Here is a 19183-nt window from a genome sequence, read left to right as displayed (position 1 = left end):
ACATTTCTATGTATTATATTACGTTCTTTATATACGCTATAAAGTATAAAATCATGATTATACTTTACAGCGTATATTTCATAAATTATACTTCACTTAGTATAAAATAAATTTGGAAGAAATATGTTAATCACGACACCAGATATGCTTGGAAATAGCCTACGCGATATTCGTAAGCAAAAAAAGCTTTCTCAAATGCAAATAGCAAATCAAGTAGCTTTACGGCAAGCCACGATTTCCACCTTTGAGAAAAAAACCGATAAAGCCACTATTGAAACATTGTTCAAGTTACTTTCAGGCTTAGGCTATGAACTACATATCCAACCTCGCCCTGAAAAAACAACGGGGAATGATGAATGGTAATGCGATTAAGAGTATTAATGAATGGCGAAATGGTTGGGTATTTTGACCGCACTTTATCGGGTTCCCACCATTTTACCTATGCTGAAAGTTGGCTAAATTCCCCATTAGCTCGCCCGATTTCCCTTTCTATGCCCTTGCAAAGAGCAACATATCAAGGCAAAGAAGTGATTAATTTCTTTGATAATTTACTGCCCGATAATCCTCAAATTCGAGCAAGAATTGCGACAAGATTTAATGCAGAAACACAACAACCTTTTGACTTACTTGCTAAAATTGGTCGAGATGCGGCTGGTGCAATTACTCTTTTAGGGGAAGATGAACAAATTCCTAATCATCGAATAATTCAAGCTACAGAATTAAACGAAAGCGAAATGGCGAAAATTCTACAAAGTTATCAATACAATGCCCCACTTGGTATGATTGATAATAATCAGGACTTCAGAATTTCTATTGCCGGTGCACAAGAAAAAACAGCTCTGCTTTGGCATAACGGCAAATGGAAATTACCACACGGATTGACCCCGACAACGCATATTTTCAAATTGCCTATGGGCGAAATTCGTACCCCTAAACATCTGCTTGATCTGTCAAAAAGTGTAGATAACGAACTTGTTTGTTTGAGATTATTTTCTGCCTTCAATATCCCTTCGGCAAACGTTGAATTATTGGAAATGAATGATATACGGGCATTGGCGGTTGAACGTTTTGATCGCCGTCTTAGCCAAGATGGCAGTTATTTTTTACGTTTACCCTACGAAGATTTCTGTCAGGCATTCGGCTTATCGCCAACGCAAAAATATGAAAGTGATGGTGGAATTGGTATTGGGGATATGATGAATAAGTTGCTCTATTCCAGTAATCCCAACGATCGCCGTCAATTTATGCAAACTCAATTTCTATTTTGGCTACTGGCTGCCATTGATGGGCACGCTAAAAACTTTTCTCTCGCTATTGAGAAACAAGGGCGTTATCACTTATCCCCTGTGTATGACGTACTTTCTGCTTATCCAATGTTAGGTGGAAAAGGTTGGCATCACAGCGAATTGCAAATGGCAATGAGCTTGCGTAGTACACAAAAAGGGAAAAAATGGCATTGGAATAAAATTTATGCTGAACATTTCTATGCCACAGCTAAGTTTGTCGGATTTAGTTCAAGTGATATGAAACAAGTGATAGAGCAAATTTGCGATACAATACAAGAAACCATTGATAGCGTAGCAACAACATTACCCAAACAGATAGATGAAAATGTACGGGATCAAATATTCACGGGCATAATGAAACAGGTGCAAAAAGTTTCTATGAAGTAACCGCTATTTTGCCAAAGCTCTCACCAAAACCCCTAACCCCTGTTCGATCCCTTGGCTCCAAGCAAACGAACAATTAACCCTAATCCCTTTATGCTGCGAAGTAGACAAGGTAAAAAGCTCACTCGGGCTGATACTGATTTTTTCTTCGAGTAACTGTTGATAAATCTGCATACTATCCAAATGCTCGGGCAAGTGAATCCAAAGGAAATAGCCACTGCTGTGGTGTTCGATAGGACAACTTGCAGGCAAGTGCTGACGTAAATAGTCCAAACACTGCTTTTTATTCTTTTCTAAATGACGACGAAGGTTTCGCAAATGTTTTTCATAGTGGTGATTAGAGATAAATTCCACCAAGGCTTGTTGAATTAAACCATTGGCAGAAATAGTACTCATCAGTTGCAAATGTTGGATTTTATCGGCAAATTGCCCTGCGTGAACCCAGCCGATACGGAAATTTGCCCCTAAAATCTTAGAAAAAGAAGAACAATGTAGCACCCAGTTTTGTGCGTCAAACGCCTTCATCGGCAACGGCTTTTCTCCCCGATAATAAAGCTCTTGATACACATCGTCTTCAATTAAATGCACTTGATATTGAGCCAACAATTCCCCAATCTGCTGTTTGATTTCAGGGCTAACGGTAAACCCCAGCGGATTGTGGCAGTTGAGCATAAACCAACAAACCTTGATCGGATAACGCTGTAAGGCTTGCTCAAATGCCACAAGGTCAAAACCGCTTGGGTGGTCGGGCAAAGTAACAACATTTAAACCTAACTTTTCCGCAATCTGCCACGCCCCATAAAATACCGTCTGTTGTAATAAAATATAATCGCCCTGTTGCGTTAAGGCTTGTAGCGAAAGGTTCAGCGCGTCTAAACAGCCGGACGTAATCACAATATCATCGGCTTGCGTAGGAATACCTTGCAAGCGGTAACGTTGTGCGATTAATTTACGCAATTCCACATTGCCCGACAACACAGGCTGTGGCTCAATTCGCGTTCTATCACGGCTAAGCTGGCTTAGAATTTGCAGCAATTTAGGCGGATTGAGATAATCGTGGCTCGGAAAAGGCGACCCTAGAGGTACAATATCCGTAGCTTGAATGGATTTTAGATAACGAAACACCAACGAATTAATCTCGACTTGTTTGTTCAACCTAATTTCACTGTTGGCGTGCGGACGAGAAGATGGGTAAAAAGGTGCAACAAAATAACCGCTCTTCTGCACCGAATAAATCAGCCCTTGAGCTTCTAACTCTTGATAGGCGTTTAATACCGTCATCAAACTCAATCCCGAACGTTGTACCTGATCTCGCAAGGAAGGCAATTTTTCGTGCGGTTTCAGCTCACCTGTTTCAATCAGATGTTTAAGGTGCTGGGTGAGTTTGGTGTATTTGTACATAGCGTTATGTTATTAGGTTTATAAAAAATCCTGATCATTTTACCCTAATCATAAACATCTAAAAATAACCTCCAGTTTCTAAAAAAACCGGAGGCTATACATCATTAAATTTTTGTAGCTTCAATGATTAAGTTTGCTACTTCTTCCGCTCTTGAAGAAAGCGAGGCGTGGCTTGCGTCAAGGCGAATGATTTTGCGAGCATTTAATCTTTCACTCATCATTTCTTGATTAACTAAGCTGATCATTCGATCTTCGGTCGAAATTTGATAAAAACTTGGCTTATATTTCCATGCAGGATCCGTAACGGTATCACCAAATGTAGTTGCTTTGGCTGGTTTTTGCGTGACGGCTAAGACAAATGCCTCATCATTATCTAAATCTTGGCAGAAACTCTCTTGATATTTCGCTTTATTTATCCATAAGAAACCATCCGCATCAGGCTCTATACTTGAAAAAGCTGCGGGCGGATTTGCTGCGCTAATCGCCCCTGCACTTTCATTTGCATCAGGTGCAAAGGCGGCAATATAAACCAAGGCTTTGACATTGGGTAAATTCCCCATTTCAGTAATGACTTCTCCACCGTAAGAATGTCCAACAAGCACAACGTCATCATCAATGCTTTGTACCATTTTACGTGTACGTTCGGCATCATCTGCCAATGAAGTGAGTGGATTTTCTACCGCATAAATTTTCTCAAAGCCGTGCTTGCGTAACTGAACAATCACTTTTGCCCAATGTGCCGCACCGCCCCAGAAACCATGAACTAATACAATCGAAGGTTGTTTCATTTCTTTACTCCGATAAATTAATAAGCAAAATATAATAATACTTTAAATAGTCCTGCAATTACCGCTAAACCAGTAAAGCCCACAAGCCAAAGCAGAATAAACCATTGGGTCGAACTTAATTTCATTTTAACCGCCATCAATGATACCCCTCATCACCGACACGTACTTTATCTCGGAACACCCAATAAGACAAAATCGTATAAGCAATAATAATCGGAATAAAAATTAACGCGCCAACCAAGGCGAACATTTGGCTGGAACGTGGGGCGGAAGCCTGCCAAATGTCGATTGACGGCGGAATAATATAGGGGAATAAGCTGAGTACTAATCCGACAAACGCCAATAACATCAATAAAAAGGTATAGATAAACGGTTTTTTATCGTTGCGTTGTTTACAAGCGGTCAGATTGAGATAAAAAATTGCAAATGTCGCCACAGCCATCACCGCAAAATACACTATATTCGGCATACTAAACCAACGCTCTGCAAAACTTGGTTCAACCATCGGTGAAAATACCAACACGCCGATAAATACCGCCAACAATACCCACATCATTTTCGGCATAATGCGATACATGGTTTGCTGTAAATCTCCTTCGGTTTTCATGATTAGCCATGCACAGCCTAATGTGGCATACATCACGACTACCGCAAAACCTACAAATAAACTAAATGGCGTTAACCAATCAAAAGTGCCACCAGAATAAATACCGTGATGAGTTTCAATGCCTTGAATCACTGCACCTAAAATTACCCCTTGTAAAAAACTCGAGAGGATTGAGCCCCAAATAAACGCCTGATCCCAAAAGGCTTTTGCTCCCGTTGCTTTGAAACGAAATTCAAAGGATACGCCACGAAAAATTAAGGCAAGCGCCATTACGGTAATCGGCAAATAAAGTGCGGATAATACGGTGGAATAAACCAGAGGAAATGCCCCGAACAGCCCTGCTCCGCCGAGCACCATCCACGTTTCATTGCCGTCCCAAACAGGGGCTACGGTATTCATCATCACATCGCGTTCTTCTTTTCCTTTGATAACGGGGAATAGAATACCGATGCCTAAATCAAAGCCGTCTAATACGACATAAATCAACACGCCAAGCCCAATAATGCCAAACCAAATTAGTGCTGTATCCATCATTTTATTGCTCCTTTGAATAAATCATTTCAGGACCTTTGAATAAGTGGCGAAGCATATAATAAATACCGCTACCGAATACAATCGCATAAACCACCACAAAGATAATCAGGGTTAAACCCACTTGTTCGGCTGAAACCGTATGCGATAACGCCTGTTCCGTACGCATCACGCCGTAAATCGTCCACGGCTGACGCCCTACTTCTGTGGTCACCCAACCTGCTAATAATGCGATATAACCTGATGGTGTCATCACAAAGGCAAATTTATGGAACCACGTTGTTTCATATAACGAATTACGCTTTCTTAAATAGAGTGCGGTTAAAGACATTAAAACCATTAGCATCCCCATCCCGACCATCACTCGGAAACTCCAGAATACGATTGGCACATTCGGACGATCTTCAGGTGCATATTCTTTCAATCCGGTAACTTTACCCTCTAAAGTATGAGTTAAAATAATGCTGCCCAAATTTGGAATGGCAATTTCAAAATGGTTTTTCTCTTGCTCCATATCCGGAATAGCAAAAAGTAACAATGGCATACCGTGATCATGGTTCGTTTCCCAGTGACCTTCAATTGCCGCTAACTTAGTCGGTTGATGTTTCAACGTATTTAAACCGTGCATATCACCGACAAAAACCTGTGCCACAGAGGTTGCCAACACCATCCACAAGCCATAAGAAAATGATTTTTTGATAAGCTGATCACGGCGACCTTTCAACAAATGCCAGCCTGCAGTACCTACGACTAAAAGTGCCGATACCAAGAAAGCCGCAACCGCCATATGTGTAAAGCGATAAGGAAAAGAAGGGTTAAAGACAATTGCCCACCAATCTTCTGGTACGATAATCCCGTTTTCAATGCGAAAACCCTGTGGTGTTTGCATCCAACTGTTTGACGATAAAATCCAAAACATTGAAATACATGTACCAATCGCCACCATCAACGTTGCTGCAAAGTGTGCCTTTTCACTGACTCGTCCCCAACCGAATAACATAATGCCAAGGAATCCGGCTTCCAAGAAAAACGCACTCAGCACTTCATAAGTCAGTAAAGGCCCGGTTACACTACCGGCAATACGAGAAAATTCGCTCCAGTTTGTGCCGAATTGATAACTCATCACAATGCCCGACACCACACCCATACCAAATGCAATCGCAAAAATTTTCAGCCAAAATTTAAACAAATCCTGATAAACCGGATTTTTCGTTTTTAACCAACGCCACTCCAAAAATGCCAAGAAACAGGCTAAACCGATAGAAGTGGCGGGAAATACAATGTGAAAAGAGACGGTAAATGCAAACTGAATACGTGCCAGCATTAACGCCGTAAGACCGAGATCCATAAAATAAATCCTACATAGAAAAATAGGCGGGCATTCTATAGGAATTTAATGAAGAGATAAAAATACACTTTATCAAGCAAAAACTATAACAGACATCATAAAAACAAGAAAATAACAAAATTTGTTATAACAACAAGCGGTAAGATTTACCTAAAATTTTGCAAATTGCTCTCTTTTATCAATTCATTTGTATAAATTATATACTTTTAATGCATATCGTAGGAACTGGAAAAAAATTTCTCTGTCTTAAGCTGCACGAGTGAGTGATAAACTGACTCGATTAATATAACTAATTAATATAAAAGGAAATATCCATGAAAATAATGATGAAAAAATCAGTATTAACTTCCCTTGTTCTCGGATTAAGCGTGCTTGCAACGCCAATATTTGCACAAGCAAATTTACCAACGGTAGTCGATGGACAATCTGTGCCAAGCCTTGCACCAATGATAGAAAAAGTACGCCCTGCCGTTGTCAGTATTTTCGTAGAAGGGAAAACAGCCTCTGCTCAAACGGACAGAGCCATTCCGGAAGAATTTGAATTTTTCTTCGGTCCGAATGCCTTTGGCGATCGCGGAGGTCCTCGTCAGTTCCGCGGAGAAGGTTCAGGCGTGATTATTGATGCAAATAAAGGCTATGTCGTTACAAATAATCATGTTATTGACAGTGCTGAAAAAATTACCGTTAAGTTGGACGACGGTCGTGAATTTATCGCTAAATTAATCGGTTCGGATCCGATGTCAGATGTTGCACTACTGCAACTCGAAAATCCGAAAGATTTAACCGAAATTAAATTTGCCGATTCCGATAAATTACGTGTAGGTGATTTCACCGTCGCTATCGGTAACCCTTTCGGCTTAGGTCAAACGGTAACTTCCGGTATTGTTTCGGCATTAGGTCGTTCAACCGGTAGCCTGGATGATGGTTTTGAAAGCTATATACAAACTGATGCGGCAGTCAACCGCGGAAACTCCGGCGGTCCGTTAATCAATTTACAAGGCGAATTAATCGGCATTAACACAGCAATTATTTCTCCAAGCGGCGGTAATGCCGGAATTGCTTTTGCCATTCCAAGTAATATGGTTAATAACTTAGTTCACCAAATCGTTGAATTCGGTGGTGTAAAACGTGGTTTACTTGGTATCAAAGGCGGTGAATTGAATGCTGATTTGGCTAAAGAATTCGATGTAAAAGCGCAACAAGGTGCTTTTGTCAGTGAAGTGATGACAGATTCTGCCGCCTCAAAAGCAGGCTTAAAAGCAGGTGATGTTATCGTCGCATTAAACGGTCAAAAAATCCGTAGTTTTAGCGAGCTACGTGCAAAAGTGGCAACCACCGGCGCAGGTAAAGAGATTGAAATTACCTACTTACGCGACGGAAAAGAAAATAGCGTTAAAACCGTCTTACAGTCCGACGATCAAAACAACATGAGTGCCAAAGCACTGTTCCCGGCGTTAGAAGGCGCGGAGTTCACTAACTACAATAATAACGGTATCAAAGGGGTTGAAGTTGCTAGAGTTGATAAAGATTCGCTTGCCGAGAGCAGAGGCTTCAAAAAAGGCGATATCATCGTCGGTGTTAACCGCCGTAGCGTTGAAAATATTGGTGAATTACGTAAAATCTTGGATTCCAATCTCTCTGCAATCGCCTTAAACGTATTGCGTGACGGTTCAAACTTCTATGTAATCATCCGCTAGTTCTTTCTTAATATTGCCTAGCACATTCAGTGCTAGGCTTTTCTATTACGAAGTTACCTTCTCCGCTATATTTCGTTGCAAACAGTGACGTTTAACATACGTCATTGCAAAACTTATCAAAAAACAGACCGCTTGTAACAGCACAATGCAAGGTCCTGTTGCAACATTAAAATGGAAGCTGAACAACACGCCGAAAATTGCACTGAAAATCGCTGTACCGATTGCAATCATTAACATTCGGTCGAAGCGCTTTACTACAATATAGCCGGTAATACCGGGCGTGATTAACATAGCGACAACCAAAATAGTGCCCACGACTTGCATTGCACTCATAATCACTAATGCAAGCAATACAAGCAAACCGTAGTGCAATAGTTTAATATTTAGCCCAATGGTTCTCGCATGGGACGGTTCAAAACAATAAAGCAGCAAATCCTTACGTTTCAATACAATATATGTTAATGCAACGAAAGAGATAATCAACGATTGCACAAATTCATCATGAGTAATACCGAGAATATTGCCGAATAGAATATGCAGTAAATGTTGATTAGTATCCACTTTCACGAACATCACCAAACCGATCGCGAACATCCCTGAAAAGACAATTCCCATTACCGTATCTTCTTTAATTCGACTATTTTCTTTGAGATAGCCGATGGCTAAAGTACAAAAAATTCCCGAGACAAATGCACCAATAGTAAGAGGAATCGCAAGTAGATGCGCAATAACCAAGCCCGGTAATACCGCATGAGAAATCGCATCGCCCATTAACGACCACCCTTTTAGCACTAAATAACAAGAAAGTGTGGCGCAAACAGTACCAACAATAATTCCTACAATCAGCGCATTTTGCATGAAGGGATAGGCAAGAGGTTCCATAAACCAGTCAATCAGGCTATCCATGGTTTCCCTCTTGATTTCCCGTATGACAAGCGGTCGGTTTTAGCCGATTTTTTGCAAATTTACGCGGTATCAAGCCATATTTCGGCGCAAAGAAAAAAGCGAACAGGAAAATCAATGTCTGTAGTGACACAATAAATCCGCCCGTTGCACCATCTGCAAAATAGCTTAAATAAGCCCCTACCGCCCCGCTGAGAGCGCCTAACAGCACGGAAATCATCAGTAAATACCCAAAGCGATCGGTTAGCAGGTAAGCCGTTGCACCGGGAGTCACAACCATTGCGATGACTAAAATCGCCCCCACGCTTTGTAGTGCCGTTACAATACAGGCACTCAATAACGAAAAGAACAAGATCTTAAGCTTTAACGGTGAGATACCGACAGATTTCGCTTGGATCTCATCAAAAAAGACCAAAAGAAGATCTTTCCAATAAATCAGTAAGAAACACAGCGATACGCCTAAAATAACCCAAACTTGCAAAACATCTTCGTCTGCAATACCTAAAATATTGCCGAGGATAATCGATTGTACGTTTACCGACGTTGGATTTAACGAAATAATCAACAAACCCAGCGCAAAAAACGTGGTAAAAATAAAGCCGATTACCGTATCTTCTTTTAGTGTGGTTGCGGATTTCACAGCAAGCATAGCGATCGTTGCCAAAAATCCTGAAAAAAAAGCGCCCACCGCATAAGGCAAAGCCAATGCATAGGCAATTGCTACCCCCGGAACGACAGCATGAGAAAGTGCATCGCCAATCAATGACCAGCCTTTTAGCATTAAATATGCCGACAAAAAAGCACACACAGCACCTATCGCCCCACTGATGATAATAGCTTTAAGCATATAGTTATAGCTAAAGGGTTCGAGTAAGTATTCCAACATAACGCTCCCCTAGCAATCGTTTTTAATGAGATGTTGATAACGTAGCGCACCGCCGAAAACACGTTCTAAGTTTTCAGGAGTAAAGGTGGATTCAACCGAGCCTATCGCCAGCACCGTACGATTAATCATAACCGTTTGATCACAAAAACTCGGTACGGTACTTAAGTTATGGGTTGAAACAAGGATCAAATGCCCTTCATCACGCAACTGCTTAAGGAGATCCATGATGGCGTTTTCGGTCTTCACATCAACACCCGTAAAGGGTTCATCAAGTAAAATTATCCGACTTTCTTGCGCCAGAGTTCGTGCTAAAAATACACGTTTTTTCTGTCCTCCGGATAGCTCGCCGATTTGACGATCTTTTAGATGGCTGATATTCACCCGTTCCATTGCATTCATCACTTTTTGCTTATCGACGGCTTTAGGAATACGCAGGAAATTCATATAACCATAACGCCCTTGCATAATCACATCATAAACAGAAACGGGGAACTGCCAGTCCACTTCCTCACTTTGTGGTACATAAGCAATTAAATGCTGTTTAAGAGCCTGATAAATAGGTAATCCACACAGTTCAATTGTCCCCTTTTGTGCTGAAACCAGCCCCATAATGCATTTAAACAACGTGGACTTACCACTACCATTTACACCAAGTAAAGCGCAAATTGTTCCGCCTGTCAGTGCAAATGAAACATGATGAATAGCAGTATGCCCATTGTTATAACGAACGGTAATATCCCTGACTTTTAACGAACTTGGGAGAGTGTTCACATCTGTATCCTATTGTTTTCTATTGATTAAAACCGTTCACAATAGTGCTTACAGTTGCGTTAAGTAAATCGATATAAGTTGGTACAGCCCCCTCTTTCGCAGAAAGAGAATCAACGTAGAGAACCCCACCATAGCTTGCATGAGTCTCTTTTACAACTTGTTTTGCCGGTTTATCGGAGATAGTGCTTTCACTAAAGATAACCGGAATATTGTGTTTACGAACTTGGTCGATCACTTTACGGATCTGTTGTGGTGTGCCTTGCTCATCTTCATTGATGGCCCAAAGATATAACTCCTTTAAGTTATAGTCTTTTGCAAGATAACTAAATGCACCTTCACTGGTAACTAACCACCGCTGATTTTCAGGAATCTTCGCTAAACGAGCACGCAGTGGTTCATCTAACGCAGTAATCTTATCTGCGTAAATTTTAGCATTTTTGTTGTAGGTTTCTGCATTTGCGGGATCGTATTTCACAAAGGCTTGACGAATATTTTCAATATAGATCAACGCATTTTTGGTTGACATCCAAGCGTGCGGATTGGGGTTATCTCTATACGGACCATCTGCGATTGGAAGCGGCTCAATACCTTCGGTGACAACCACTGCTGGTTTATCTTTTATCTGCTGGAAAAAACGTTCAAACCAAAGTTCTAAATTCATTCCGTTCCATAATATAAGATCCGCAGATTGAGCTTTTACGATATCTTGTGGTTTGGGTTGGTAGTCATGGATTTCCGCACCGGGTTTGGTGATCGATTCCACAACTGCCGCATCACCGGCAATGTTTTGAGCAATATCTTGAATAACGGTAAAGGTGGTAACGACTTTAAAGGGTTTTGCAATCACAGAAGTGGCCAATAAAATGGCGGATAATAGCGCGACTATTTTTTTCACTTTAATCTCCTTAAAAAATAAATGGTCTTTCGCGCTAATTATTATATGTAGAGAAAAGTCCCAATGCAACAAATACAAATCATTATCAATAAATCAACTTAGATGATAATCAACAAATTAATCTAGATGAGAATTGGCGAGCATTTATTTCACAAAATGTCTTTGGCTCTTTGTCTCTTCACGGCTTTCAATCAAACGGTGATAATTTTCAAAACGAATCGGATTAATTTTCCCTTGCTCGACGGCTTCTCGCAACGCACAGCCCGGATCGTCTTTATGTTTACAATCACGGAATCTGCAACCGCCTAAAATACCGTTAAATTCTCGATAACCATGAGTAATCTGCTCTGGATCCAAATGCCATAAACCGAATTCACGAATTCCCGGCGAATCAATCAGATTCCCGCCTTGTGGTAAATGATATAAACGAGAAGCGGTGGTCGTATGTTGCCCTAAACCGGAAATATCACTCACGGTTCCCGTTTGCGCATTCACCTCCGGAAGTAACCGATTGATAAGACTAGATTTTCCAACGCCGGATTGCCCGACAAAAATAGAAGAGCCTTGAGCAAGATAACGATACAACTGTTCCATATTTTCACCAGTATTTGCGGATAAATAGAGGGTTTCATAGCCGATTTGTTCATAAATCGCCAACTGCTGTTGCGCCTCAACACGTTGTTCTGCCGTGAGTAAATCAATTTTATTCAGCACAATTAAAGCCGGAATATTTGCTGTTTCGCAGATAACCAAATAACGATCAATAATATTCAACGAAAGCTGAGGCAGCACGGCAGAAACAATAATAATCTGATCGATATTCGATGCCATAACCTTAATGCCGTCGTAATAATCCGGACGAGTAAGCTCATTTCTACGCGGATAAACTGCCTCAATCACACCACTAATACCTTGCAACTGTTCACTGCCTTTACGCCAAGAAACCTGATCGCCCACCACGACATTTTTTAAGGTGCGACGCAAATTACAACGGAATATTTCACCGCTATCCGTTTCTACGTCGGCGTGTTTTGCATGACGGGTTACAACAATACCTTGCTGAACGTCACCCAACATATCATCTTGCCATTCAAATTCTTTGTTGTTGATACGTTTGTGATGATTGCTTTGGATACGACGTTGCTGATTTTGGGTTAATCGACGTTTGCTCAAAATAAAGTCTCTGGGATCTAAACTAAAAAACTGCAAAAGGATACTATAAAACGACAACAAGCGGTGAGATATTGCAAAAAATTTGCAAAAACTCACCGCTTGTAAACTGATTTATGATTTCTTCGGCTGAAAATTAATACTTACCGAAAATCTTTTGATCTAACGAAAATTTACCCGCTCCGACAAATACAAAAAGCAGAAATACGACCGAATATAACGCGGCTAACTCACCACCATTCAACATTGGCTGCAAAATATTACCTTGCGCGCCGTGTACGAAGAAATAAGCATAAGCCATTTGACCGGATAACAAGAATGCGACCGGGCGGGTTAACAAACCTAACATCAATAAAATTCCGCCGGCAATTTCTAAAATGGCGGCAAAACCGTAAATAGAAACCAATTCAACGCTGCCGTTGCCGCCGGTCATGGATACCGGAAATTCAAAAAATTTTGATGTACCATGCAATAAAAACATATAACCGACAACAACACGAACTAACAAAAATGCGCCACAACGAAATTTTTCTAAAAGTGAATTCATAACGAAATGTCCTTAAAAAGATAGAATGCAATAAGCACTATTGCTTAAATCGGGCGCTATTTTATGTGATAACTTCCGATTGATCATCTAGCATAGACTGAATACACTATTAAGTATTACTTAATTAAGGAGACATTATGTTCGATTATAAAGCGATGACCGTATTCTCTACCGTAGTGGAACAAGGCTCTATGCAATCCGCGGCAGATAAATTATCCATGACGCCTTCTGCCGTCACCCAATCGCTTCAAAAACTGGAAAGCCAGCTTAAAATTAAATTATTGAATCGTACCACCCGCAAACTCTCTTTAACCGAAGCGGGAGAAGCCTTTTATCAACACGCAGCCGAAATGCAAAAAAGTGCGGAAGAAGCCGTAAAAAGCATCGAATTATTGCGCTCCCGCCCAACAGGTCAGCTCAATATTGCATGTGTCACCGGATTAATGGATAGCTTGTTGGTAAATGCGTTCAAATCGATTATTGATAGCAACCCGGATTTCCGTTTGAATGTAATGTTTGAAGATAAAGTATTAGACTTACTCGAACAACGGGTCGATATTTCTCTCAGAGCCGGTCCGGGAGTATTAACCGATACAATGATAGCCCGCCATCTGTATGATTTTGAGTGGAAAATTGTCGCCCATAAAGACTATTTTGCGGAAAAAGGCATGCCGAACAATTTGGAACAGCTCGCCAAACTGGATTGGATAAGTTTTTCCAATAGCCGTTTTGCCTCTTTACTCTTCAAAAACGGTTCTCAATCCATAGAAATCAGCCCGGATTACCGTATCAACTGTAATTCTCTTTATGCCAGCCGACGGCTCACCATGAACGGGTTAGGCATATCCATTCAACCCGATGCGGATGTCCAAAAAGCGCTGGCGAGCGGTGAATTAATTCAGGTTTTTCCCGATTGGAAACTCCCCACCGTTCCGCTTTATTTGGTCACGCTTCAACGAGTGCAATCCGAAAAAGTACGTATTGCTTGTGAATTGATCATAGATTATTTTGAAAAGCTGAAATAATGGAAAATGAACGGATGGGTTTGTCTTTCTCTAGTGAAATCGAAGAAATCATTGAACAAAAAATTAACTCTCGCTTCATCAAAAGTAAAAACCGTTTCCTATGCTGAATAATACGTCAATTCTCACTTCTAAATAAGCCGTTTCAAGATACGGCTTATTCTGCACCGCCTTAAATTTTTGATGTGATTACATCAATTAAAGCGTATAATCTCGCCGTTTTTGCATAAGGCAGGTGCGCAATGAGTCAATTTTTTTATATTCACCCGGAAAATCCACAACCCCGTTTAATCAATCAAGCGATTGAAATCATCAAAAACGGCGGTGTTATCGTATATCCGACGGATTCCGGTTATGCTCTCGGTTGTGCAATCGGTGATAAACACGCAATGGACAGAATTGTTGCTATCCGTAAATTACCGCCAAATCATAATTTCACTTTGATGTGCCACGATTTATCGGAATTATCGCACTATGCATTCGTCACGAATTCATCTTATCGACTGATTAAAAATAATGTGCCGAACCCTTATACATTTATTTTACCGGCAACCAAAGAGTTGCCGCGCCGTTTGTTAACCAAACGGAAAACGATCGGTATTCGCGTACCGAACAATGTTATCGCCTTGGCACTGCTGAATGCCCTTGGTGAACCGATTCTTTCTTGCTCATTGATGTTACCTGATGAAGAGGTCACGCAATCGGATCCGGATGCTATTTACGATCACTTATCGCATCAGGTAGATTTGGTGATCCACGGCGGTTACTTAGGTCAATCACCGACTACGGTCATTGATTTGACTCAAGAAAGCCCGGAAATTATCCGTGTAGGGTCAGGTGATCCCACACCATTTAATTAGCGGATGGCTATCCGCTCAAATCAGACGCTTGTGAAAGCGACATAAGGAATTTTAATGACTACATTTCGTAAACCGACCGCTAACAAGCGGTCCGAATCTGCAAAAAATTTGCAAAAACCTACCGCTCGTAAACCACTTATCAAACGCCCTGTAAAACCGGCTGTAAAAGTAGAAGCGGAAAACCCAAAAGTGGAAAATATCGTAGGTGAAAAGCTACAAAAAATTCTTGCTCGAGCCGGGCAAGGCTCCCGCCGTGAAATTGAAGAAATTATTGCCCAAGGGCGTGTCAGTGTAGACGGTAAAATAGCAACTCTAGGTGACCGAGTTCAAGTCAGTTCAAGCACAAAGATTCGTATTGACGGCCATTTAATCAATCTTATCCCGACACAAAAAGAGATCTGTCGCGTATTGATGTATTACAAACCGGAAGGTGAACTCTGTACTCGTTCGGATCCGGAAGGTCGCGCAACCGTCTTTGATCGTTTACCCCGTCTTATCGGTTCCCGTTGGATCGCCGTAGGACGTTTGGATATCAATACTTCGGGCTTGCTGTTATTTACCACTGACGGTGAATTGGCTAACCGCTTAATGCACCCAAGCCGCGAAGTGGAACGCGAATATTCGGTTCGTGTATTCGGTGAAGTTGACGAAGCAATGTTGCAACGTTTGCGTAAAGGCGTGCAGTTGGAAGACGGCCCTGCTAACTTCAAACAGATCAAAGCAGCGGGCGGTACTGGTATTAACCAGTGGTTTGATGTTACCTTAACCGAAGGACGCAACCGTGAAGTTCGTCGTTTATGGGAATCACAAGGTGTTCAAGTCAGCCGTTTAATCCGCATCCGCTACGGCAATATCAAACTGGAGAAAAGTTTGCCACGCGGAGGTTGGGAAGAAATGGGACTTGAACAAGTTAACTATTTACGTGAATTGGTCGGCTTAGCGGCTGAAACCGAAACTAAAGTCGACGTGACGAAACACCGCCGCCGAACCAGCACACGCCAAATTCGTAAAGCGGTAAAACAACACACAAAATACCGTAGCAATTAAGATCATTGGCTGAGTCTATTCAAGATTCGGCCATTTTTATAAGGATTAACCATGACCACTTATTCTCTGAGACTTAAAGCAAAAAGCGAGCTAACTCCCCATCCGACGGCACAATATTGGCGTAAATGTCAGGTGGAAGAGCTGTTTGAAATGCCGTTTATGGATTTGATTTTTAAAGCCGCCCAAGTGCATCGCGAGCATTTCAACCCACAAGAAATTCAGCTTTCGACTCTGCTCTCGATCAAAACCGGCGGTTGCCCGGAAGATTGCGAATACTGCCCGCAATCAGCACGTTACGATACCGGTTTAGAACGCCAAACCATGTTGGAAGTCGATGAAATTATTGAAAAAGCTAAAATTGCCAAATCTCGCGGTGCAAGCCGTTTCTGCATGGGAGCGGCTTGGCGTGGTCCAAAGCCGAAAGATATTGAAACCGTTTCCAAAATTATCGGTGCGGTAAAAGATCTCGGTCTGGAAACTTGCGGTACTTTCGGAATGTTGGAAGACGGGATGGCGGAAGAGCTCAAACAAGCCGGATTGGATTACTACAATCATAATTTAGATACTGATCCTGAACGTTATAACCAAATTATTCACACCCGTAGTCATGATGATCGTATGGATACTCTTGGTAAAGTACGCAACGCCGGTTTGAAAGTTTGCTGCGGCGGTATCGTCGGAATGAATGAAACCCGTCCTGAACGAGCAGGATTGATAGCCAGCCTGGCGAATCTCGACCCACAACCGGAAAGTGTGCCGATTAACCAATTAGTCAAAGTCGAAGGCACGCCCCTTGCCGATGCGGAAGATTTAGATTGGACTGAATTCGTACGAACCGTTGCGGTAGCACGTATTACGATGCCAAACAGCTATGTCCGCCTTTCTGCCGGTCGCGGCAATATGCCGGAAGCAATGCAGGCACTCTGCTTTATGGCAGGGGCAAATTCGATTTTCTACGGTGATAAATTGCTAACTACCGACAACCCGGAAGAAGATCATGACCAATTGCTGATGGCAAAACTCGATCTCTATCCTCTCAATCATGCTCCTCAAAAAGCCGCCTAATCAAAAATGCCACTGCTTGAATGACATCGGCAGTGGCATTTTGCAAAATATTCTCAAAATCAGACCGCTTGTAACGGTAGCTGCCAGTGAATTTCCCCAATACCTTGACTACGTAAGTATTCATTTGCTTTCGAAAAATGACGACAGCCCAAAAAACCGCGATGAGCTGAAAGCGGCGAAGGGTGAGGAGCTGTCAACACGCAATGGCGTCGGCGATCAATAAACTGCCCTTTTTTCTGCGCATGGCTTCCCCACAATAGAAAAACGATATTTTCACGATGTTGATTTAATTGATGAATGACTTTGTCGGTAAACCTTTCCCAACCAATATTGGCATGAGAATGCGCTCTGCCCTGCTCAACGGTTAGCACAGTATTGAGCATCAATACCCCCTGCTTCGCCCAGTCGATCAAATAACCATGGTTCGGAATTTGAAACCCTACATCCTGCGCCAATTCTTTATACATATTCACTAACGACGGTGGCGGTGCGATCCCGGGTTTGACGGAAAAAGAAAGTCCATGAGCTTGGTTTGGTCCGTGATAAGGATCTTGCCCTAGAATAACCACTTTCACATCACCGAATTCCGTTAATGAAAAAGCGCTGAACACTTCCTGCTGCGGCGGATAAATAATTTTTCCGTTTGTCCGCTCATTTTGTACATATTGCAAAATTTGTTGAAAATATGGTTGTGATTTTTCGTCCCCGATAGCCTCTTTCCACGTATTCATCTTCATACCTTTGTTAATAAACAGTTAATAATAAAAACACCATGTTAAATACAGTCTATTTTTTGTTCAATCTTCAACTTTTTTAATAAGAATGCTAAAATTTTTCTCGCTTTTTCTCGACGAACCGTTAGAATACTCAAAAATATTTGAAAATATCAAATTTTTTGATAATCTCTTTCCCATCATACAGGAGCAAAAACATGATTAAAGGTGTACAAATTACCGAATCTTCAAACAAAAACCTATTAAATTCTTTTTGGTTATTAGATGAAGAGAAAAACGAAGCGCGTTGCTTAGTTGCTAAAGGTGATTTCCAAGAAGACCAAATCGTTGCAATCAGCGAATTAGGTCAAATCGCATACCGCGAAGTTCCGGTAAATGTAGCCCCAACTATCAAAGTAGAAGGCGGTCAACACTTAAACGTGAACGTTTTACGTCGTGAGACATTAGAAGATGCGGTTAAAAATCCGGAAAAATATCCGCAATTAACTATTCGTGTTTCAGGTTATGCCGTGCGTTTTAACTCTTTAACGCCGGAACAACAACGCGATGTAATCACTCGTACTTTCACTGAAAGTTTATAATTTTTTATTTCTTATTGTACGATACAAAAAGCCCTCGAAATGGATTCTCGGGGGCTTTTTATTGCTCTTTAAAAGGAAACAAGCGGTCAGTTTCAAGCAAAATTTTGCAAATCCGCTTTTTATTGCCTCACTCTACACCTCTTCATAAACAAAGGGAAGCATTTTCATGTTATGTTTTCCAACTTGAATGATAAATTCAGTTCATAAAAAAACCGAGCTTTAAGCTCGGTTTCCAAAATTCTGAAAATTAGCGACGTAAACCTAAACGTGCGATAGTTTCCGAATATTTAGCAAGATCAGTACGTTTTAAGTAGTCCAATAATTTACGACGACGTGAAACCATACGTAATAAACCACGACGACCATGGTGATCTTTTTTGTGCTCTGCAAAGTGCGCTTGTAAGTGGTTGATTTGTGCTGTTAAAAGAGCGATTTGAACTTCTGAAGAACCGGTATCTTTTGCATCACGACCAAATTCAGCAACGATTTTTGCTTTTGCTTCTACGCTTAGAGACATTGTTTACTCCTAAAAAGTAGTTAGTTTAAATTCATCAATAGCCGATCTCTAACTCAGCTATGACAGGAAGTTGCACATTCTAAAGGCAAAGCGGGATAAGTCAATGCCTTTGGATAAATATTAATGTTCTGACGGCGGATTAT

20 protein-coding genes are annotated in these 19183 nt (G+C 41.3%); 8 read left to right on the top strand and 12 right to left on the bottom strand.

All coding sequences use genetic code 11. The features are described from left to right. Positions 1-123: 123 nt before the first annotated feature. A complete protein-coding gene (locus tag ACEYJ7_RS02230) occupies positions 124-363 on the top strand; it encodes a helix-turn-helix domain-containing protein (RefSeq protein ID WP_373777393.1) in 240 nt (79 codons plus the stop codon). Then, positions 357-1673, top strand: a complete 1317-nt coding sequence (locus ACEYJ7_RS02225; RefSeq protein WP_373777392.1) for a type II toxin-antitoxin system HipA family toxin — start codon at positions 357-359, stop codon at positions 1671-1673. Before ACEYJ7_RS02230 ends, ACEYJ7_RS02225 begins: the two co-directional genes overlap by 7 nt. A 3-nt stretch (positions 1674-1676) precedes the next feature. On the opposite strand, the gene ACEYJ7_RS02220 is transcribed toward ACEYJ7_RS02225, so the two are convergent. The 4 genes from ACEYJ7_RS02220 to ACEYJ7_RS02205 form a co-directional block, all read right to left on the bottom strand. Beyond that, complete coding sequence (locus ACEYJ7_RS02220; protein ID WP_373777391.1) at positions 1677-3071, bottom strand: PLP-dependent aminotransferase family protein; 1395 nt, start codon at positions 3069-3071, stop codon at positions 1677-1679. 104 nt (positions 3072-3175) lie between these two features. After that, positions 3176-3859 carry an alpha/beta hydrolase gene (locus ACEYJ7_RS02215; protein WP_373777390.1) on the bottom strand — a complete coding sequence of 228 codons (684 nt, stop codon included), beginning with the start codon at positions 3857-3859 and terminating at the stop codon, positions 3176-3178. Between the two features lie 136 nt (positions 3860-3995). Continuing rightward, complete coding sequence (cydB, locus tag ACEYJ7_RS02210) at positions 3996-5000, bottom strand: cytochrome d ubiquinol oxidase subunit II (protein ID WP_373777389.1); 1005 nt, start codon at positions 4998-5000, stop codon at positions 3996-3998. 1 nt (position 5001) lies between these two features. Further along, positions 5002-6345 (bottom strand): cytochrome ubiquinol oxidase subunit I, encoded by a 1344-nt coding sequence (locus ACEYJ7_RS02205; protein ID WP_373777388.1) that lies wholly within the window; start codon positions 6343-6345, stop codon positions 5002-5004. A 314-nt stretch (positions 6346-6659) separates the two neighbouring features. On the opposite strand from ACEYJ7_RS02205, the gene ACEYJ7_RS02200 reads away from it, so the two are divergent. Further along, positions 6660-8042, top strand: coding sequence for a DegQ family serine endoprotease (locus ACEYJ7_RS02200; protein ID WP_373777387.1), 1383 nt, complete (start codon positions 6660-6662; stop codon positions 8040-8042). 45 nt (positions 8043-8087) lie between these two features. On the opposite strand, the gene ACEYJ7_RS02195 is transcribed toward ACEYJ7_RS02200, so the two are convergent. The 6 genes from ACEYJ7_RS02195 to ACEYJ7_RS02170 all read right to left on the bottom strand — a co-directional run bounded on the left by ACEYJ7_RS02195 (position 8088) and on the right by ACEYJ7_RS02170 (position 13214). Beyond that, positions 8088-8948, bottom strand: coding sequence for a metal ABC transporter permease (locus ACEYJ7_RS02195; RefSeq protein WP_373777386.1), 861 nt, complete (start codon positions 8946-8948; stop codon positions 8088-8090). Next, positions 8941-9831, bottom strand: a complete 891-nt coding sequence (locus ACEYJ7_RS02190; protein WP_373777385.1) for a metal ABC transporter permease — start codon at positions 9829-9831, stop codon at positions 8941-8943. Before ACEYJ7_RS02190 ends, ACEYJ7_RS02195 begins: the two co-directional genes overlap by 8 nt. A 9-nt stretch (positions 9832-9840) precedes the next feature. Beyond that, positions 9841-10602 carry a metal ABC transporter ATP-binding protein gene (locus ACEYJ7_RS02185; RefSeq protein ID WP_373777384.1) on the bottom strand — a complete coding sequence of 254 codons (762 nt, stop codon included), beginning with the start codon at positions 10600-10602 and terminating at the stop codon, positions 9841-9843. Between the two features lie 19 nt (positions 10603-10621). Beyond that, positions 10622-11488, bottom strand: coding sequence for a metal ABC transporter substrate-binding protein (locus ACEYJ7_RS02180; RefSeq protein ID WP_373777449.1), 867 nt, complete (start codon positions 11486-11488; stop codon positions 10622-10624). Positions 11489-11641: 153 nt separating this feature from the next. Next, on the bottom strand, positions 11642-12670 hold the full coding sequence (gene rsgA / locus ACEYJ7_RS02175; RefSeq protein WP_373777383.1) for a small ribosomal subunit biogenesis GTPase RsgA: 1029 nt from the start codon (positions 12668-12670) through the stop codon (positions 11642-11644). Between the two features lie 133 nt (positions 12671-12803). Next, positions 12804-13214, bottom strand: a complete 411-nt coding sequence (locus ACEYJ7_RS02170) for a DoxX family protein (protein ID WP_373777382.1) — start codon at positions 13212-13214, stop codon at positions 12804-12806. Positions 13215-13351: 137 nt separating this feature from the next. Here ACEYJ7_RS02170 and ACEYJ7_RS02165 point away from each other — a divergent pair, with 137 nt between their 5' ends. From ACEYJ7_RS02165 to bioB, 4 genes are all read left to right on the top strand, one after another. Next, positions 13352-14239, top strand: a complete 888-nt coding sequence (locus ACEYJ7_RS02165) for a LysR family transcriptional regulator (protein WP_373777381.1) — start codon at positions 13352-13354, stop codon at positions 14237-14239. Positions 14240-14478: 239 nt separating this feature from the next. Further along, entirely contained in the window at positions 14479-15096 is a 618-nt protein-coding gene (locus ACEYJ7_RS02160; RefSeq protein ID WP_373777380.1) for an L-threonylcarbamoyladenylate synthase, read from the top strand. 54 nt (positions 15097-15150) lie between these two features. After that, a complete protein-coding gene (gene rluB / locus ACEYJ7_RS02155; RefSeq protein ID WP_373777379.1) occupies positions 15151-16143 on the top strand; it encodes a 23S rRNA pseudouridine(2605) synthase RluB in 993 nt (330 codons plus the stop codon). A gap of 51 nt (positions 16144-16194) precedes the next feature. Further along, the gene (gene bioB, locus ACEYJ7_RS02150) at positions 16195-17208 is read left to right on the top strand and encodes a biotin synthase BioB (protein WP_373777378.1); all 1014 of its coding nucleotides are present in this window, start codon (positions 16195-16197) and stop codon (positions 17206-17208) included. Between the two features lie 59 nt (positions 17209-17267). Here the strand turns inward: bioB and ung are convergent, their stop codons facing one another. Then, entirely contained in the window at positions 17268-17939 is a 672-nt protein-coding gene (ung, locus tag ACEYJ7_RS02145) for a uracil-DNA glycosylase (RefSeq protein WP_373777377.1), read from the bottom strand. 200 nt (positions 17940-18139) lie between these two features. On the opposite strand from ung, the gene grcA reads away from it, so the two are divergent. Then, positions 18140-18523 carry an autonomous glycyl radical cofactor GrcA gene (grcA, locus tag ACEYJ7_RS02140; protein WP_373777376.1) on the top strand — a complete coding sequence of 128 codons (384 nt, stop codon included), beginning with the start codon at positions 18140-18142 and terminating at the stop codon, positions 18521-18523. Positions 18524-18770: 247 nt separating this feature from the next. Here the strand turns inward: grcA and rpsO are convergent, their stop codons facing one another. Continuing rightward, on the bottom strand, positions 18771-19040 hold the full coding sequence (gene rpsO, locus ACEYJ7_RS02135; RefSeq protein WP_005597777.1) for a 30S ribosomal protein S15: 270 nt from the start codon (positions 19038-19040) through the stop codon (positions 18771-18773). Between the last annotated feature and the right edge of the window lie 143 nt (positions 19041-19183).

Origin of the sequence: Glaesserella sp. (assembly GCF_041814905.1) — a bacterium.
Taxonomy (GTDB): Bacteria; Pseudomonadota; Gammaproteobacteria; order Enterobacterales; family Pasteurellaceae; genus Glaesserella.
Note: the sequence above shows the minus strand (reverse complement) of the source record. Positions and strands in the feature narration are given on the sequence as shown.

Coding starts and splice junctions, on each gene's coding strand:
- ACEYJ7_RS02230 (WP_373777393.1), top strand. CDS start 124: ATGTTAATCACGACACCAGATATGCTTGGAAATAGCCTACGCGATATT.
- ACEYJ7_RS02225 (WP_373777392.1), top strand. CDS start 357: ATGGTAATGCGATTAAGAGTATTAATGAATGGCGAAATGGTTGGGTAT.
- ACEYJ7_RS02220 (WP_373777391.1), bottom strand. CDS start 3,071: ATGTACAAATACACCAAACTCACCCAGCACCTTAAACATCTGATTGAA.
- ACEYJ7_RS02215 (WP_373777390.1), bottom strand. CDS start 3,859: ATGAAACAACCTTCGATTGTATTAGTTCATGGTTTCTGGGGCGGTGCG.
- cydB (WP_373777389.1), bottom strand. CDS start 5,000: ATGATGGATACAGCACTAATTTGGTTTGGCATTATTGGGCTTGGCGTG.
- ACEYJ7_RS02205 (WP_373777388.1), bottom strand. CDS start 6,345: ATGGATCTCGGTCTTACGGCGTTAATGCTGGCACGTATTCAGTTTGCA.
- ACEYJ7_RS02200 (WP_373777387.1), top strand. CDS start 6,660: ATGAAAATAATGATGAAAAAATCAGTATTAACTTCCCTTGTTCTCGGA.
- ACEYJ7_RS02195 (WP_373777386.1), bottom strand. CDS start 8,948: ATGGATAGCCTGATTGACTGGTTTATGGAACCTCTTGCCTATCCCTTC.
- ACEYJ7_RS02190 (WP_373777385.1), bottom strand. CDS start 9,831: ATGTTGGAATACTTACTCGAACCCTTTAGCTATAACTATATGCTTAAA.
- ACEYJ7_RS02170 (WP_373777382.1), bottom strand. CDS start 13,214: ATGAATTCACTTTTAGAAAAATTTCGTTGTGGCGCATTTTTGTTAGTT.
- ACEYJ7_RS02165 (WP_373777381.1), top strand. CDS start 13,352: ATGTTCGATTATAAAGCGATGACCGTATTCTCTACCGTAGTGGAACAA.
- ACEYJ7_RS02160 (WP_373777380.1), top strand. CDS start 14,479: ATGAGTCAATTTTTTTATATTCACCCGGAAAATCCACAACCCCGTTTA.
- rluB (WP_373777379.1), top strand. CDS start 15,151: ATGACTACATTTCGTAAACCGACCGCTAACAAGCGGTCCGAATCTGCA.
- bioB (WP_373777378.1), top strand. CDS start 16,195: ATGACCACTTATTCTCTGAGACTTAAAGCAAAAAGCGAGCTAACTCCC.
- ung (WP_373777377.1), bottom strand. CDS start 17,939: ATGAATACGTGGAAAGAGGCTATCGGGGACGAAAAATCACAACCATAT.
- grcA (WP_373777376.1), top strand. CDS start 18,140: ATGATTAAAGGTGTACAAATTACCGAATCTTCAAACAAAAACCTATTA.
- rpsO (WP_005597777.1), bottom strand. CDS start 19,040: ATGTCTCTAAGCGTAGAAGCAAAAGCAAAAATCGTTGCTGAATTTGGT.